Origin of the sequence: Jiangella asiatica (genome assembly GCF_004349065.1) — a bacterium.
Taxonomy (GTDB): domain Bacteria; phylum Actinomycetota; class Actinomycetes; order Jiangellales; family Jiangellaceae; genus Jiangella; species Jiangella asiatica.
This window is the reverse complement of record NZ_SMKZ01000032.1, coordinates 1-15,454: the sequence shown is the minus strand read 5'-3', so window position 1 is coordinate 15,454 and position 15,454 is coordinate 1. Positions and strand designations below refer to the sequence as shown.

Below are 15,454 nucleotides of genomic sequence, written 5' to 3'. Positions count from 1 at the left end.
TCGGCCAGCAGCACCCGCGACAATGTCGGCGCGCCGCCGGAGGAGTGGAACCGGACCGCCGCGGCTGCCGCGGCGCGTGGTCCGCCGTTCGTCATGCGGCCAGGCCGGCGACGGCGTCGCCGATCAGCTTCGCTCCGATGACCAGGACGACCACGGTCATGATCGCCGCGTTGTGCCGCACCATCCAGGTCTGCAGCTCGCCGAGCATCCGTTCCGCGCGCTCGCCCAGCGCCAGGTAGCCGACCACGGGGACGCCCGGGCCGAGCGCCCCGATGAGCACGAACACCCCGAGGGCCACGGCCTGTTCGCCGGCCGGGATGCCGGTCTGCGCGATCACCGCGCCGGCGGCCAGGGTGAGCATGAGGTTCTTCGGGTTGACGCCGGACAGCCCGGCGCCGAGACCGAGCGCCTTGCCGGCGGTGAACCCGTCGACCGTGCGCATCCACGACGGCAGCTCGGGGCGGTGGCCGCCGGTGGGCCGGTCCCGCCACGTCCGCCCCGCCAGGAGCAGCGCGAGCACGCCCAGAGCCAGCTTCACCCACGACACCCAGGCGGCCGGCTCGCCCTCGTCGGTCGGTCCGAGGGCGCCGGCCACCAGCAGCGCCACGCTGCCGACCACCACCAGTCCGAGGAGCCAACCGATCAGGAACGCGGGCCCGTTGGACCGGCCCCTCCGGCTGCCCAGCATCAGGACCACGGCGACGACCGGCAGCGGGCTCAGCGCGACCCCGACACCAAGCGGGATGGTCTGCCCGATCGCCTCGCCCATCCCGCACCCCCCACGCTGTCGCAGTCATGATCGCGGCGCCGTTCGGGTTGCCGCCTCACCCGCGGCGGGTGAAGGCCTGGGACCGCCGCCCCGGCGACGATGCGGCGCACCGACGGCCGTGGCTCCGCCGCGACCTGGTCGGCGGTGGACGAGATCACCCGTTTGAGGTGAGGCCGCGGGCGCCCGCGCGAAGCACGATGGTGAGCCGGCGACGGCGGAGGCGACGCGTCCAGCAGGAGGAGAAGCTGCGGGAGACCTTCGCCGAGTGAGCCATCCGGGAACGGCGGGCCGGTCCTGCGTCGGGGGAACGGGGCCGGCCCGCCCTGCTGCTCCGGCCACCCTGCGCAGCGGTGCCGGCCACCCTGAGGTGGCCGGCACGGCGATCGCGCGGACGTCTCGGCGGCCGGTCAGCCGTCGAAGATCCCGGACCGGGCGATCGCCCAGATCACGAAGATGTCGATCGCGATGATCAGCAGGGCCCAGAACGGGTAGTACGGAATGAAGAAGAAGTTGGAGATCGCACTGATCCCGGCCAGGCCGATGGCCACGCCGGCGGCGACGGCGCTTCCGGTGTACAGGTAGAAGCCGGCCACCGCGACGAGCACGCCGATGATCAGATGTGTCCATCCCCAGGCGGAGATGTCCAGGTCGAAGGTGTAGTTGGGCAGGACGACGAAGAAGTCGTCGTCGATGATGGCCACCAGGCCCTGCAGCGCCTGGAACACGCCAAGCATGATCATCATCGTGGCGGCGAAGATGAGGCCGCCCGTTGCCCACGCGGGCGCCGGCCGGGTCTCGTCGGTCACCGATCGGAAGTCGGTCATGATGTCCTCCTGCGCTACGGCGAGGTCTCCTCCCAGGCTCGTCGCGCGTGGTTGGGACCACATCACCCGCGCCGGGTGATCTCGTCGGGGTGTCGACCGAGAGCACTGGAGATGAGCACGGTGACACCGAAGGAGAACGCGCCGCAGATCGCCGGACGAGGTGCCGTACCAGGTCGACGGCGAGGGCGTGCGCCAGTGGTCCGCACAGCGCCTGGCCGCCGTCACGCAGCCGACCCTGTGGCGCCGCCGACCTGCAGCCGGCCGGCCGCGGCGGCTGGAAGAGTTCTTCACGCGGTGAGGGAGCGCCCGGCGGTGTGGGGGCCGGGTCTACGATGGGCACACATGGCGCGGACGTTCCTGACCGAGGTGCAGGTCGACAGATGTGACGCTTCCGGCAGGGCCGGAGGCGACGCCGCCGTCGCTGCCCAGCAGTTCGAGTCGTGGGCCGCCGACCCTCATCCCGGCGACTGCCTGCGCCCGGCGGAGCTCTATGTGCGCGCCGGTTCCCTGTGGCGGCTGGCGGGCGACCTCGACCGTGCCACCGAGGCGTTCCGGCGCGCGATCCGGCTCGGCGGCCCCAGTACGCCCGACCCGCGGCTCCACCTCGTCCAGACCCTGCTCGAGGCGGGCCGCGGCGACGAGGCCGACGCGGTCGCCGCCCAGCTGAACCATCGCGACGGCGTCGACGCCGAGGCGTACGAGATGCTCGCGCACGCCTACCAAGACGCCGGGCGTATCGACGAGGCCCACCACTGGTTCACCGTCGGTGTCGACCGTGCCGAGCGTGACGACCACGAGGCCCTCCTCACGCTGCTCATCGGGCGCGCCGCCGTGCGCCGCCAGCTCGACCTGCCCGCCGACCGGCACGACCAGGAGATCATCGCGGTGAGCACTGCCATCCTCCAGGCCGCGGTCGACGACGCCGAAGACGCCTGACCGCCCGGCCAGCTCCGCGTCCACGTACAGACCCACACCGAGCACGTCGGGGGCGGGCGGGAACATCCGCGGCCACCCACCGGTTAGATGAGAGTGATTCCCACTAGCCGTTCGGTGGTGGGACGGAGAGGACAGACCTGATGAAGAAGACCATCCACCCCGAGTACCACCCCGTGGTGTTCCGCGACAACGGCGCCGGGACCGCGTTCCTGACCCGCTCGACCGCGACGTCGGACAACACCGTCGTCTGGACCGACGGACAGACCTACCCTGTGGTGGACGTCGAGATCTCGGCCGCGAGCCACCCGTTCTACACCGGACGCTCGCGCATCCTCGACACCGCCGGCCAGGTCGAGAAGTTCCGCCGCCGGTTCGGCCAGAACTGAGCCCAGACCCCCCACGTCGCGTTGATCATGGACTAGGTCTCCTTTCGACGGTCTCGGAAGCTGCTCTAGCCCATGATCAACGATCCGCGAGATGTCAGCGATCGTTGATGATCATGAGGCACAGCGAACGCGAGCCTGTGCCCGCACTCTCGCCGCCCCCTGATAGCTGCGCCGACCTCTGATACCTCGACGCCCACCGATGATCACGGAGACGTGCCCTCCGGTGCCCACGCGGTGACCTCGACCACACCACCGTCGACGATGTCGAGCGTCGTGATCGGGTCCCACGAGCCCGCGAGGTCCGTGGCCTGGGCCTGCTCCGGCGTCAGGTGGTGGGAGGCGAGCGGCAGCTCGGCCGGCTCGCCACCGGCGGTCGGGCTGAGCAGCACCTCCGCGGTGGACGCGGGACGGTTCCCGGAGCCTTCCGGGTACTCGGCGGTGGGCATCGCGTTCCACCCGACGACGGCGACGACGCGGGCGCCGGGCGGGACGACGACTCGCGTCGCACCGGGGTCCTGTGCCATGAACGACGGGCCGGGCGCGACGGTGACGTCGAGCGCGCGTTCGTCGATGGCCCGGAACGCCAGTTCCGGGTAGCCCTCGACGGCGCACGGCTCGGCGCCGACGTTGGTCGCGGTGACCATCATGGCCCGGTGCCCGGTGGCGGCGTCGTGGCCCGCGATCGCCGGAAACAGCTGGCCGGGGGCACAGTCCGGCGCGGCGGGGTCGTCGGGCCACGGCAGCGGGACGGTGATGGGTTCCGGCCGCGGCGCGACGTCGGCGACGGCGAGGGTCGCGGTGCCGTCCGCGGTGCTGACCGTGTCGACGGCGAGGCCGTGGACGGCCGCCACATCGCCGGCCTTGGCCAGGTCGGACTCGTCGCCGACCTGAACGTCGGCGCCGCGGCCGTCGAAGGCGGCACTGACCACGCCGGGGATGCTTGCCATCAGGAACGCCTCGCGCACCGGGTCGGCGCCGTCCGCCGCCAGCGGGTAAGCGAGCGCGGCGACCTCCGCGACGGCGTCCGGGTAGCTCCAGATCTCCACGGCGGGCCGCGCGCCTGCCACCTCCTCGGGCCGCAGTTCCGTCACGGTCTCGGCCACCCAGCCGGCACCGAGCTCGATCTCGTGGACGATCCCGATCCGGGCGACCCAGCCGGCCCGGTCGCTCGCGTCCTCCGGCGGCGTGTCGTGCTCCGTGCCCTCCGGGTCGACATAGACGAGGCTCACCTCGTCGACCCCGGAGAGGGCGCGGGCCCGCTCAACGAGGTCGGCCGGCGTCGGCCCGGTCGGCTCGGCGGAATCAGAACGGGGATCGGCGGCAGGGTCTGCACAGCCGGCGAGGCCGGCGGCGGCCGCGACGACGAGGACGAGGACCCGAACGGGACGCAGGCGCACGAGCGTGACACTACGCGGCCGAATGGCGGCACCGGCATTGGGTACCCGGCCCGCATCGACCGCAGCGGGGAGGAGCCCTCATGAAGGACAGGCACAGGGCGCACGATCGGCTGGCGCGGGCGTTGGGGTGGGCGAGCCTCGGCCTCGCGGTGCCGCTGCTGACGGCACCGAACCGGGTGGCCAGGGCGACAGGGGCCGACGACTCCCCGGCCGCGCCGGTCGTGATCCGGACGACCGGGGTGCGCGAGCTCGGCCACGCGGCCGCACTGCTGGCCGGGCCGCCGCGGATGGTGTGGACCAGGGTCGCCGGCGACGTCGTGGACCTCGCGGTCATCGCGCTGGCTCTCCCGGGCCGGGACGGGTTGCGGCGCCGCCGCCTGGCCGTGACGATGGCGGGCGTCGGCGCCGTGACCGTTCTGGACGTGTACGCCGCGGTCGACGCCCGCCGCGCAAACCAGTTCGGCGCGGGGCGGCCCGGTCCGCTGAAGCTGAGCGCGTCGATCACGGTGAACCGCGACCCGTCCGAGGCGTACGCGATCTGGCGAGACTTCGAGCGGCTGCCGTCGTTCATGCGCCACGTGCGGTCGGTGACGCCGCGCGGCGACCGGCTCTGGCACTGGGTGGTGAGTGCGCCGATCGGTCGGACCGTCGAATGGGACGCCGAGCTGACCGGCGACGATGCCGGCCGGCGCATCTCCTGGCGGTCGGTGCCCGGCGGCGACGTCGACAACTCCGGCACCGTACACTTCGCGCCGGCCTCCGGTGAGCGTGGCACCGAGGTCAGGGTGGTGCTGCACTACGACGTCCCCGGCGGGATGGTGGGGACCGCGCTGGCGACCGCCGTCGGCGAGGAGCCGGAGCAGCAGGTCCGCGACGACCTGCGCCGGTTCAAGCAGGTCGTGGAGACCGGACGGGTGACGCGCAGCGACGCGATGCCCTGGGGCGCCGACGCGGCCCGGCAGGCGCTGCAGCCCGCGGCCCAGCCGCATCCCGATCGGGTGGATGAGAGGCCATGATGAAGGCGCTGTGCTGGCAGGCTCCGGGAAAGGTGGCCGTGGCGGACGTGCCGGACCCGGCACTGATGGACGGCATGGACGTGATCGTCCGCGTGACGACGGCCGCGATCTGCGGCTCCGACCTGCATCTCTACAGCGGGTACATCCCCGCCACCATGCCCGGCGACGTGCTCGGACACGAGTTCATGGGTGAGGTCGTGGAGGTCGGCGACGAGGTGACGCGGCTGCGTCCGGGCGACCGGGTCGTCGTGCCGTTCCCGATCGCGTGCGGTGCCTGCCGGGCCTGCCAGCGCGACCTGTGGTCGCTGTGCGAGAACTCCAACCCCAACGCCGCCCTGGCCGAGAAGCTGATGGGTCACTCGCCGGCCGGCATCTTCGGGTACTCGCACCTGCTCGGCGGGTTCCAGGGCGGCCACGCCGAGTACGTCCGGGTGCCGTTCGCCGATGTGGGGCCGCTGAAGATCGAGGACGACCTCACCGACGAGCAGGTGCTGTTCCTCGGCGACATCCTGCCGACGGGGTACATGGCCGCGGAGATGTGCGGGATCCGCGACGGCGACGTCGTCGCGGTGTGGGGTGCCGGACCGGTCGGGCAGTTCGCGATCGCCAGCGCCTACCTGCTGGGCGCGTCGATGGTCATCGCCGTCGACCGGTTCCCGGAGCGGCTACGCCTGGCCGCCGACGAGTGGGGCGCGCACCCGGTGAACTACGCCGAGACCAGCGTCCTGGAGGAGCTGCGCGAGCTGACCGCCGGGCGCGGGCCCGACCATTGCGTCGACGCGGTCGGCATGGAGGCCCACACCGACGTGTCCCTCCTGAACGCCTATGACAAGACCAAGCACCTGGCCCGGCTGGAGACCGAGCGCCCACACGCGCTGCGCCAGGCGATCCTGGCCTGCGCCAACGGCGGCACCGTCAGCGTCGTCGGCGTGTACGGCGGGCTGAGCGACAAGATCCCGACAGGGTCGCTGATGAACCGCTCCATCACGGTCCGGACCGGGCAGACGCACGTGCACCGGTACATGCGCCCGCTGCTGGAGCGCGTCCGCCGCGGCGAGATCGACCCGACCGTCGTCATCAGCCACCGTCTGCCCCTGACCGAGGCGCCGCGCGGCTACGACCTGTTCAAGCACAAGCGGGACGGGTGCACGAAGGTGGTGCTCACCACCTGACCGGAGCGGGGAGCGGTCTTCGCGACACGGTCAGGACGCTCTCCAGCCGAGACGGGCGCTGATCGGCTGCGGGGTCTCTGCTTCGCCGTTGTCCCAGGCCGCGGCGGCGGCTGCCAAGGTCGCGCTCGCGGTGCTGCGGTTGTCCCAGTGCAGGACCCTGGCGAACACCGTCGTTGCCAGCGCCGGGTGGCTGGCGGCCGGCACGACCATCAGGTCGATGCGGGCACGGCCGTCATGGGCGCTGAGGCTCACCACGTGCGGGTCGATCGAGCGGAACAGGCCGAGGCGGACGATCCGGCCGGCGACGAGCATCTGCCCGGCGACGATGCCCCAGATCCGGCGGTCGAGCGACACCCACTCGGTTCGGAACCCTCTGCTGTCCAGGGCGCCGACCAGGGCCGGCAGCTCCTGGGTCAGATCGTCGGACCGAGGCCACCACACGCCGTGCAGACGGGGGTGGTCACCAGGTCGAGAGATGCGGTAGGCGATGCGGGCGGTGGCGATGTCGCCATGGAATGGAGTCGGTACCTGGCGCATATGCGCCGCCTGTCTCCGGCCGGACGGCCGAGCATCATCACGCCGCAGCTGCGGGCCACAAGGCCCACGTGTCAGGGCGATACTTCAGCATACGCCCCATCCGCGCTGACCTGGATGACGCTTCCGACCCGGCACAGCCATCGTGCCGCGGCGGCCTCGTCGGGGCCGGCCGAACCGAAGAGTTCGACCAGCGCTCGGCTCAGGCGCGCCTCGGTTCCGTAACGCATGCCGCGCAGCGCGTGGCCGGCCGCCAGTGCGCGCCGTCCGGCCGGAGTGTTGCGCTGGCGCCACGCGGAGTCGGCGTGCCCCTCGATCCATGCCTGGTCGTCGGCGGACAGCGGGAGACCGGCGGAGGCCGTGTCGAGCATGCCGAGCCATCGGTCCAGGTCCGCGGGCAGCGGCCGCATCAGCCGGTAGGCCGCGCGGAACACCTCGCGGTGGACCCGGTTGCGCCGGCTCGCCGGCAGGACCCGCAGGAGCTCGTAGGCGCGCGCCTCGCGACCGAACACCGCGAACGGCGTCGGATCGGTGAACGTCACGTGCGCACCGATCTCGCAGAGCTGGGATACGAACGGTGAGATCCCGTCGAACACCGACCCGTTGGACGTGCCGTGCCCGTATCCGAGGGCAAGCGCCTGCTGCCGGCTGATGGCCGCCGGGCCGACCATCCTGGTCTGGCTGACGCTCAAATGGACGGTTCGAGTGGGATCGGAGGCACGGTGAAAGCCCAGCTCGGGGGACCAGCACCAGGGATCGGTCTGGTACGCGCGGGCGAACGCCCGGTCATCGCCCCTGATGCCAACGAATGGTTGACAACGGTGGCTACCGACACGGGTGGCCCAGGTGGTCACAGCCTCACACTACGCTGATCCTCCTGGCGCCGTGGCCGTCGTCACGCCGGGTGGGCTTTCGCGCCGCCGGCGTGGTCGCGCCTACTCCGGCGCCAGGAGCGACCGCACCGCGTCGACGACTGACTGCCGGTCGATCCCGGCGTCGCGCAGTTGTTCGTCCGGCGCGGCGGAGGCGGGCATGCCGTGGACGGCCAGCTTGAGCACGACCGGTGCCTGCTCGCCGTGCCCGAACACGTCTATGACGGCGTCGCCGATCCCGCCCTCGGGCCAGTGGTCCTCGACGGTGACGATGCGCCCGGTCTCGCGCGCGGCGTCGCGCAGCGTCTGCGCATCGACCGGCTTCACCGAGTACAGGTCGATCACGCGGACCGCGATCCCGTCCCCGGCCAGCTGGTCGGCTGCGGCCAGCGCCTCGTGCACGGTGATGCCGGCGCCAACCACAGTCACCTGGTCCGCCGCGGACGCGCGCAGCACCCGGCTGCCGGCGATGGTGAACTCCTCGTCCGGCCCGTAGACGACCGGGGTGGCGCCGCGGGTGGTGCGCAGGTACCCGACGCCTGGGTAGTCGGTCAACGCGGCCACCAGCGACGCGGTCTGGTTCGCGTCGCACGGGTAGAGCACGACGCTGCCGTGGATGGCCCGGAACAGGGCCAGGTCCTCCAAGCCCATCTGCGACGGGCCGTCCTGCCCGATCGACACTCCTGCGTGCGAGCCGACCACCCGCAGGTCCGCCCCGCCGATGGCGCCCATCCGCACGAAGTCGTACCCGCGGGTGAGGAACGCGGCGAACGTCGACACGTACGGGATCCAGCCGCGGGCCTGCATGCCGATGGCGGCCGCAACCATCTGCTGCTCGGCGATGTAGAACTGGAAGAACCGCTCCGGGTGGGCGGTCGCGAACGTCTCCATCCGGGTCGAGTCGGCCACCTCGGCATCCAGGCCGACGACCTCCGGGCGGGCCGCGCCGACGGCGGCCAACGCGTCGCCGAACGCGTCCCGAGTAGCCACCTCGGTGCCCACCTCGTACGACGGCAGCTTGACGGTGCCCGGTTCGCCGAAGCTGTGTGGCACGCCCCGGCCGTCCGGCGGCGTCACGTGCACGCGCAGCGAGCGGGCGCCGCCGAGCTCCTCGATCGCCTCGTCGGGGTCGGAGAGCGGCTTGCCGTGCCCGCCCTCCCGGTCGGCCGCGGCGGCGACTCCGGCGCCCTTCTGGGTCCTGGCCAGCACGGCGGTGGGCTGCTCGGCCGCGGCGGCCTCGGCGTATGCCCGGTCGATCTGCGCCACGTCGTGCCCGTCGATCTCGATCGGGTGCCAGCCGAAGGCTCCGATGCGGCGCGCGTAGGCCGCGGTGTCCCAGCCGTGCCGGGTCGGGCCGCGCTGGCCCAGCCGGTTGACGTCGACGACGGCGACCAGGTTGTCCAGCCGTTCGTACCCGGCGTGCTCGAACGCCTCCCACATCGAGCCCTCGGCGAGCTCGCTGTCGCCGCACAGCACCCAGACCCGGTAGGGCAGGCGGTCCAGCGACTTGCCGGTCATCGCGAGACCGACCCCCGTCGGCAGGCCCAGTCCGAGCGAGCCGGTCGCCACGTCGACCCACGGCAGCCGCGGCGTCGGGTGCCCCTCGAGCCGGCTGCCGTGCCGACGGAACGTCAGCAGCTCCTCGTCGGTGATCGCGCCGGCGGCCTTGTACAGCGCGTACAGCAGCGGCGAGGCGTGACCCTTGGAGAAGACCAGGTGATCGTTGTTCGGGTCCTCGGGGTTCGCGAAGTCGTAGCGCAGGTGCCGGGCGAACAGCGTCGCCATCAGGTCGGCCGCCGACATCGACGACGTCGGATGCCCTGAGCCGGCGGCGGCGGAGCACCGGATGGCGTCGACCCGCAGCTGCTGGCCCAGCTCGCCCACGTCGAGGTCGTGGTTAGGGCTCTGGTCGCTCATCCTCGGCGCGTACCCACCCGTGGGCACTTCGAACGCGGCCGGCGGTCACCACGGACCGCGGGATCCTCCCCGGCCGAGGGCGATGGTCTCCAGGCGGCGCAGTGACTCCATGTTCCGCGGCCGCAACAGGGTCGCCTGCACGGTCGTCGGCAGCAGCCGCGCGGGCCCATCGGTCAGCTCCTCGCCGAGCACGATCTCGGTGCCGTCGGCGGCCGGCCGCAGCGTGACCCGGACCCGAGCCACGCCGACTGGCCACATCCGGGCGTTCAGCTCGATCATCGCATCCGGCTCGACGGTTATCACCGTGGTCGCGTCCTGGACCGACAGTGGCCACGGGCCGACGCTGTGGTGGATGCGGCAACCCACTGCTGGCCATGCGGCGTCGACGGCGCGGATGTGCGAGGCGCCGACCACCCAACCCGCGTAGCTCCACCCGTCGGCGAGGACGGCGAACAGCTGCGCCGGAATCGCTGGCGTCCGCAGGCTGACCTCGATCATCTCTACCCTCCTCGCACCGCCTTGCATGGTCCCGTACCCGCGAGGGCGCGAGCCAACCCGCGTGTGGTCGGGGCCAAGGGGTACGAGGTGGCCACGACGGAGGGAGTCGGCGATGACCGAGCACGAGGAGCAGTGGCACGACGAAGGTGTCCGGCACACCACGCAGGAGGAGCGCGACCGGGCCGCGGCGGTGCACTCCGTCGACGACGACACCCGGACGCACGCCGACCCGGACGAGACCGAGGTCGTCCAGGGCGCCGGGGGCGAGCTGCGTCACGTCGACGAGGACGAGGAGCTCGGCAGCGGGTGACGACGCCGGCCGCCGCCGGACGCCGTCACCCGCGGCGGGGAGGGCCGTCAGCAGTACGGCGGGATGGTGCCGACGTTCGTCACGTAGCGCGCCGCGACCCACTGGCCGCCGCCGTCGCCGACGAGCTGGTACCAGCGGGTGTTGCCGTCGATGCGCTGGCTGTCGACCTTGCAGACGATGTACACGGGCATGCCGCGCGGGATTGAGCTGACCTTGGCGTTCGCGGTGTTGGGGCCGCTGCGCACGGCGAGGGACGTCTGGCTGGACACCCGGCCGGCGTACTCGGTGCCGGTGCCGCAGAAGCGCGGCGCGGTGCCGATGTTGGCGATGTAGCGCGCGGTGACCCAGCGGCCGTTGGACAGCTTGTACCAGAGGTCGTTGCCGGACACGGACGGTCCGTAGACCTTGCACTGGATGGTGACGGTGGTCCCGGCGGCCAGCGACCCCACCTTCGGCGAGGCCGAGGTGGGCGCGCTGCGGACGTTGAGCCCCGTGGTGACCTTGCCCTGGTAGCTCGCGGCCTGAGCCGGGCCGGACGTGGCGAGCAGACCGAGCGGGATGATGGTGACTGCGGCGAGCGCGAACGCGGCGCGCCGGACTCGATGCCGGATGATCATGATGACCTCCTGACGTCGCCGGCCGGTCGAGGACGACCGGTCTACCGGCTTCTCACTTGTGATCACTCGCGAGCCGCCGCTCCGGTTGCATCGCGAGGAGGCATCCGGTGAAAACCCGCGGTGCCGAGCCGTCGTCGTCTGTTAGCGTGGAGATCGTGAAGCGTGCCGTACTGACGACGACGCCGGAGTCCGTCCCGGCGCGCTGACACCTGTCCGTCACACCAAGGCCCCGGGGCGAGTGCCCCGGGGCCTTCGTCGTCGCGCCGTCACTCGCTCCACTGTCGCGAGGAGACCACATGTACGACCATCGCAAGCTCGGCCGTGAGCTGGGCATCTTCGACACCGACCCGCTGATCGGCGCTGGGCTGCCGTACTGGCTGCCCGACGGCGCCGCGGTACGGCACGCGCTGGAGGACTACATCCACGCGGTCGAGCAGCGGGCCGGCTACCAGCACGTGTACTCGCCGCCGCTGGGCAAGCGCGAGCTGTTCGAGATCTCGGGACACTGGTCGCACTACGACGACGACATGTTCCCGCCAATGGACCTCGGTGGCGAGCAGTTCGTGCTGCGGCCCAGCCTCTGCCCGCACCACGCCCTCATCTACCGCGCCCGGGAGCACAGCTACCGTGAGCTGCCGCTGCGCCTGGCCGAGCTCGGCGGCATGTACCGCTCGGAGCTGTCCGGCGTCCTCGGCGGGCTGACCCGGGTCCGCGCCATCCAGCTCAACGACGGGCACATCTTCTGCACCGCGGACCAGGCGGCCGCGGAGGCCGGCGCGGCGCTGCGGCTCATCCAGCAGGCCCACGCGGCCATGGGCATCGTTCCGGTGCGCTACCGGCTGTCGCTGCCCGAGGCCGGCGTCGACCGGGTCCGCGGCGAGGCCGTCGGCGGCAAGTACGTGGGCGCCTCCGCTCGGTGGCGTGAGGCGGCTGCTCTGCTGGTCGAGGCGCTGGACTCCGCCGGTGTGCCGTACGAGCCGGCAGAGGGCGAGGCGGCCTTCTACGGCCCGAAGATCGACGTCCAGATCGCCGACGGCGTCGGGCGCGAGACCACCCTGTCGACCATCCAGATCGACTTCCACCAACCGGAGCGGTTCGACCTGGAGTACATCGGTGCCGACGCCGCCCGGCACCGCCCGGTCATGGTGCACCGCAGCATCATCGGTGGGCTGGAGCGAGCGGTCGCGCACCTGGTCGACCAGCACGGCGGCGCCTTCCCGCCGTGGCTCGCTCCCACCCAGGTGGTGGTCGTCCCGATCTCCGCCGCCGAGCGAGCCGCCGCCGACGCGCTGGCCGGCCGCTGCCTCGAGCGGGGCCTGCGGGTGCGGGTCGCCGGCCCGGAACGGGGCAGCCTCGGCGCGCGCATCCGGGCCGAACGGCTGGTGCCGTACCAGGCGGTCATCGGCGCCGCGGAGGCCGCCGACGACGCCGTCGCCGTCCGGTTGCGCGACGGTCGCCGGCTACCGGCGCTGCCCGCGGCCGACGTGGTCGCCCGCGTCGCCGCGCTGGTCGAGGCGCACGGCACCGAGCTGTGGGACGCCCCGGTCGCCGCCCGCTGAGATGGGTGGTCGGGCGTGATGGCGGGTGGTTTGGTGCGCTGTGGCCCGCACCACACCACCCGCCACACGGCGTCAGCGGTGCAGCGCCTTGCGGGCCAGCCAGTTGCCCAGCAGCTGTGCCAGCTGGACCAGGGCGATGATGACAAGCACGGTCACCAGCGTCACCTCCCAGTTGAACCGCTGGTAGCCATAGACGATCGCGAAGTTGCCCAGCCCGCCGCCGCCGACGTAGCCGGCCAGGGCGGACATGTCGACGATGCCGATGAGCAGGAACGTGTAGCCGAGGACCAGCGGCGCCAGCGCCTCCGGGATCAGCACGGTGACCAGGATGCGCAGCCGCGACGCGCCCATGGCCCGGGCCGCCTCGATCACGCCCGGGTCCGTGGCCACCAGGTTCTGCTCCACGATCCGCGCGGTCACGAAGGTCGCCATGATCGACATCGCGAAGATGACGGCCTCGTTGCCGATCGTGGTGCCGACGACGGCGAGGGTCAGCGGCCCGACGGCGGTGATGAAGATGATGAACGGGATCGGTCGCACGACGTTCACGGCGACGTTGAGCACCGTGAACACGACGGCGTTGTGCAGCAGGTTGCCCTTGCGGGTGGCGTACAGCAGCACGCCGAGCACGAGCCCGAGCACACCGCCGACCGCCACCGTGATCGACACGATGGACAGCGTCTCGCGCACCGAGTCCAGCAGGATCGGGGTCAGGACGTCCCAGTCGCGGTTCATGCCGGCACCGCCGCGGTGCCGAGATCGTCGACGTCAGTCGTCCGCCGCAGCTGCGCGATCAGCTCGTCGATGGCGGCGTCGGTCCCGGCCAGCTCCAGCGTCAGCGAGCCGAACGGCCGCTCGTCGATCTCGCTGATGCCGCCGTAGACGATGGTGCCGTCGACGGCGTGTGCGCGCAGCGCGGCGGTCACGTCGGTTCCCGAGCCGCCGCCCTCCCGGATGCCGACGGTGATCATGCGGCCCGGGTGGCGGTGCCGCAGTCGCTCCAGCGTCTCCGGCGTCGGCCGGTCCCTCAGCGTGGAGGCGACGAACCGGTGGGTGGCGCGCTCACGGGGCGCGGCGAACACGTCGTAGACGGGCCCGTGCTCGACCACCCGGCCGGCCTCCATGACCGCTACCCGGTGCGCGATGGACCGGATGACGTCCATCTCGTGGGTGATGACGACGACGGTCACGCCGAGGTCGCGGTTCACCCGCCGCAGCAGCGCCAGGACGTCCTGGGTCGTGTCGGGGTCCAGGGCGCTGGTGGCCTCGTCGGCCAGCAGGATGCTCGGGGACGTCGCCAGGGCGCGGGCGATGCCGACCCGCTGCTTCTGCCCGCCGGACAGCTGACCGGGGTAGGAGCGGGCCTTGTCGGCGATGCCCACGTAGTCGAGCAGCTCGGCGACCCGCTCGGCCCGCCGCTGCCGCGACCAGCCGGCCACCTTGAGCGGGAACGCGACGTTGCCGGCGACGGTGCGCGCGCTCATGAGGTTGAACTGCTGGAAGATCATGCCGATGTCGCCGCGGAGCTTGCGCAGCTCGGACTCGCCGAGCGCGTTCACCAGTCGGACCAGCGTGCTCTTGCCGGCGCCGGAGTAGCCGATGACGCCGAAGATCTCGCCGGTCTCGATGTCGAGGGTGACCTGGTCGACGGCCCGGACGGCTCGCTCGCCGGTGCCGAAGACCTTGGTCGCGTTGTCGAAGCTGATCAGCGGTGCCATCAGTGCGCTGTCAGGTCCGTCTCGATGCCGCCGAGGATGTCCCCCAGCTCGTCGGCCGGGTTGTCGGTGAAGACCGCGGTGCCGCCGGAGGCCTGGGACGAGGCATCCTGCACCTCGGGTGAGTGGTAGAGGTCGACGAGGCGCTGGAACGTCTCGTTCTCGGCGTCGTCGGCTCGGGCCACCCAGATGTTGATGTACGGCTGCGCACCGGGGCTGTCTGCCTGGTCCTGGTACAGCGCCTCGGCCGGCTCCAGCCCGGCGTCGGCGACGAAGTCGTTGTTGATGACGGAGGCGTCGACACTGTTCAGGGCGGTAGCGGTCTGCTCGGCGGCCACCGGCGTCACCGTCACCCGCGACTCCTCCTCAACCACGTCCGACGGCAGCGACGTCGAGCTGCCGCCACCCTCGAGCGTGATCAGCCCGGCGTCCTGCAGCACGAGCAGCGCCCGGGCCTGGTTGGTCTCGTCGTTCGGGATGGCGACCTCTCCGCCTTCGGGGATGTCCTCGATGGCGTCGTGCTCGTGCGAGTAGAGGCCGAGCGGGTAGATCGCGGTGGCGCCGATCGGCGTGAGGTCGTCGTCATTGGCGACGTTGTACGCGGCCAGGTACTGCAGGTGCTGGAACTGGTTGAGGTCGAGCTGACCCTGCGACAGGGCCGGGTTGGGCTGGGTGTAGTCGGTGAAGTTCACCAGCTCCACCTCGATGCCCTCGTCCGCGGCGAGGTCGTAGAAGACCTGCCAGTAGTCCTCGCTGGCGCCGACGACGCCGATGCGGATCGGGTCGCCGGACTCGCCGGAGGCGGTCGCGGCGTCGTCGCCGCCGCAGGCGGTCAGCAGCAGGGCCGCGGCGGCGCCGGCCAGGCCGGCGGTGACGGTGAAGGCACGACGGTGCATGACGGGGGATCTCCTCGGTCGGGTGGGCGCGCAGGG

The 15,454-nt window shown here is 72.1% G+C and carries 18 protein-coding genes; 7 read left to right on the top strand and 11 right to left on the bottom strand.

Going from position 1 to position 15,454, the window contains the following annotated elements:
- Positions 1 to 91: 91 nt before the first annotated feature.
- Both E1269_RS20335 and E1269_RS20330 read right to left on the bottom strand, forming a co-directional pair.
- Positions 92 to 769, bottom strand: coding sequence for a GAP family protein (locus tag E1269_RS20335; protein WP_131897911.1), 678 nt, complete (start codon positions 767 to 769; stop codon positions 92 to 94).
- Between the two features lie 407 nt (positions 770 to 1,176).
- Positions 1,177 to 1,593 (bottom strand): DUF7144 family membrane protein, encoded by a 417-nt coding sequence (locus tag E1269_RS20330; RefSeq protein ID WP_131897909.1) that lies wholly within the window; start codon positions 1,591 to 1,593, stop codon positions 1,177 to 1,179.
- Positions 1,594 to 1,753: 160 nt separating this feature from the next.
- On the opposite strand from E1269_RS20330, the gene E1269_RS32385 reads away from it, so the two are divergent.
- The 3 genes from E1269_RS32385 (at position 1,754) to E1269_RS20320 (ending at position 2,915) form a co-directional block, all read left to right on the top strand.
- The gene (locus E1269_RS32385) at positions 1,754 to 1,891 is read left to right on the top strand and encodes a hypothetical protein (RefSeq protein WP_162606530.1); all 138 of its coding nucleotides are present in this window, start codon (positions 1,754 to 1,756) and stop codon (positions 1,889 to 1,891) included.
- A gap of 44 nt (positions 1,892 to 1,935) precedes the next feature.
- Complete coding sequence (locus tag E1269_RS20325; protein WP_162606529.1) at positions 1,936 to 2,529, top strand: tetratricopeptide repeat protein; 594 nt, start codon at positions 1,936 to 1,938, stop codon at positions 2,527 to 2,529.
- Positions 2,530 to 2,669: 140 nt separating this feature from the next.
- The gene (locus E1269_RS20320; RefSeq protein ID WP_131897905.1) at positions 2,670 to 2,915 is read left to right on the top strand and encodes a type B 50S ribosomal protein L31; all 246 of its coding nucleotides are present in this window, start codon (positions 2,670 to 2,672) and stop codon (positions 2,913 to 2,915) included.
- A 203-nt stretch (positions 2,916 to 3,118) separates the two neighbouring features.
- Here the strand turns inward: E1269_RS20320 and E1269_RS20315 are convergent, their stop codons facing one another.
- Entirely contained in the window at positions 3,119 to 4,312 is a 1,194-nt protein-coding gene (locus E1269_RS20315; protein WP_131897903.1) for a DUF4232 domain-containing protein, read from the bottom strand.
- An 80-nt stretch (positions 4,313 to 4,392) separates the two neighbouring features.
- On the opposite strand from E1269_RS20315, the gene E1269_RS20310 reads away from it, so the two are divergent.
- Both E1269_RS20310 and E1269_RS20305 read left to right on the top strand, forming a co-directional pair.
- A complete protein-coding gene (locus E1269_RS20310; protein ID WP_131897901.1) occupies positions 4,393 to 5,328 on the top strand; it encodes an SRPBCC family protein in 936 nt (311 codons plus the stop codon).
- A complete protein-coding gene (locus E1269_RS20305) occupies positions 5,328 to 6,500 on the top strand; it encodes a zinc-dependent alcohol dehydrogenase (protein WP_131898037.1) in 1,173 nt (390 codons plus the stop codon). The genes E1269_RS20310 and E1269_RS20305 overlap by 1 nt, the downstream gene beginning before the upstream one ends.
- 30 nt (positions 6,501 to 6,530) lie before the next feature.
- On the opposite strand, the gene E1269_RS20300 is transcribed toward E1269_RS20305, so the two are convergent.
- The 4 genes from E1269_RS20300 to E1269_RS20285 form a co-directional block, all read right to left on the bottom strand.
- Complete coding sequence (locus E1269_RS20300) at positions 6,531 to 7,037, bottom strand: DUF5994 family protein (protein WP_131897899.1); 507 nt, start codon at positions 7,035 to 7,037, stop codon at positions 6,531 to 6,533.
- Between the two features lie 71 nt (positions 7,038 to 7,108).
- Positions 7,109 to 7,726, bottom strand: coding sequence for a hypothetical protein (locus tag E1269_RS20295; RefSeq protein WP_131897897.1), 618 nt, complete (start codon positions 7,724 to 7,726; stop codon positions 7,109 to 7,111).
- Between the two features lie 243 nt (positions 7,727 to 7,969).
- Complete coding sequence (locus tag E1269_RS20290) at positions 7,970 to 9,823, bottom strand: transketolase (RefSeq protein WP_131897895.1); 1,854 nt, start codon at positions 9,821 to 9,823, stop codon at positions 7,970 to 7,972.
- A gap of 45 nt (positions 9,824 to 9,868) precedes the next feature.
- Positions 9,869 to 10,321, bottom strand: coding sequence for an SRPBCC family protein (locus tag E1269_RS20285; RefSeq protein ID WP_131897893.1), 453 nt, complete (start codon positions 10,319 to 10,321; stop codon positions 9,869 to 9,871).
- Positions 10,322 to 10,433: 112 nt separating this feature from the next.
- On the opposite strand from E1269_RS20285, the gene E1269_RS20280 reads away from it, so the two are divergent.
- Positions 10,434 to 10,631 carry a hypothetical protein gene (locus E1269_RS20280; protein ID WP_131897891.1) on the top strand — a complete coding sequence of 66 codons (198 nt, stop codon included), beginning with the start codon at positions 10,434 to 10,436 and terminating at the stop codon, positions 10,629 to 10,631.
- A gap of 47 nt (positions 10,632 to 10,678) precedes the next feature.
- Here the strand turns inward: E1269_RS20280 and E1269_RS20275 are convergent, their stop codons facing one another.
- Positions 10,679 to 11,248, bottom strand: coding sequence for an SH3 domain-containing protein (locus E1269_RS20275; RefSeq protein ID WP_131897889.1), 570 nt, complete (start codon positions 11,246 to 11,248; stop codon positions 10,679 to 10,681).
- A 296-nt stretch (positions 11,249 to 11,544) separates the two neighbouring features.
- Here E1269_RS20275 and thrS point away from each other — a divergent pair, with 296 nt between their 5' ends.
- On the top strand, positions 11,545 to 12,807 hold the full coding sequence (thrS, locus tag E1269_RS20270; RefSeq protein ID WP_131897887.1) for a threonine--tRNA ligase: 1,263 nt from the start codon (positions 11,545 to 11,547) through the stop codon (positions 12,805 to 12,807).
- A gap of 72 nt (positions 12,808 to 12,879) precedes the next feature.
- Here thrS and E1269_RS20265 read toward each other — a convergent pair whose 3' ends face one another.
- Genes E1269_RS20265 through E1269_RS20255 form a run of 3 tightly spaced genes read right to left on the bottom strand, consistent with a single transcriptional unit; the run spans position 12,880 to position 15,418 of the window.
- On the bottom strand, positions 12,880 to 13,542 hold the full coding sequence (locus E1269_RS20265) for a methionine ABC transporter permease (RefSeq protein WP_131897885.1): 663 nt from the start codon (positions 13,540 to 13,542) through the stop codon (positions 12,880 to 12,882).
- The gene (locus tag E1269_RS20260; RefSeq protein WP_131897883.1) at positions 13,539 to 14,525 is read right to left on the bottom strand and encodes a methionine ABC transporter ATP-binding protein; all 987 of its coding nucleotides are present in this window, start codon (positions 14,523 to 14,525) and stop codon (positions 13,539 to 13,541) included. Before E1269_RS20260 ends, E1269_RS20265 begins: the two co-directional genes overlap by 4 nt.
- Entirely contained in the window at positions 14,525 to 15,418 is an 894-nt protein-coding gene (locus tag E1269_RS20255; protein ID WP_131897881.1) for a MetQ/NlpA family ABC transporter substrate-binding protein, read from the bottom strand. The genes E1269_RS20260 and E1269_RS20255 overlap by 1 nt, the downstream gene beginning before the upstream one ends.
- Positions 15,419 to 15,454 lie beyond the last annotated feature (36 nt).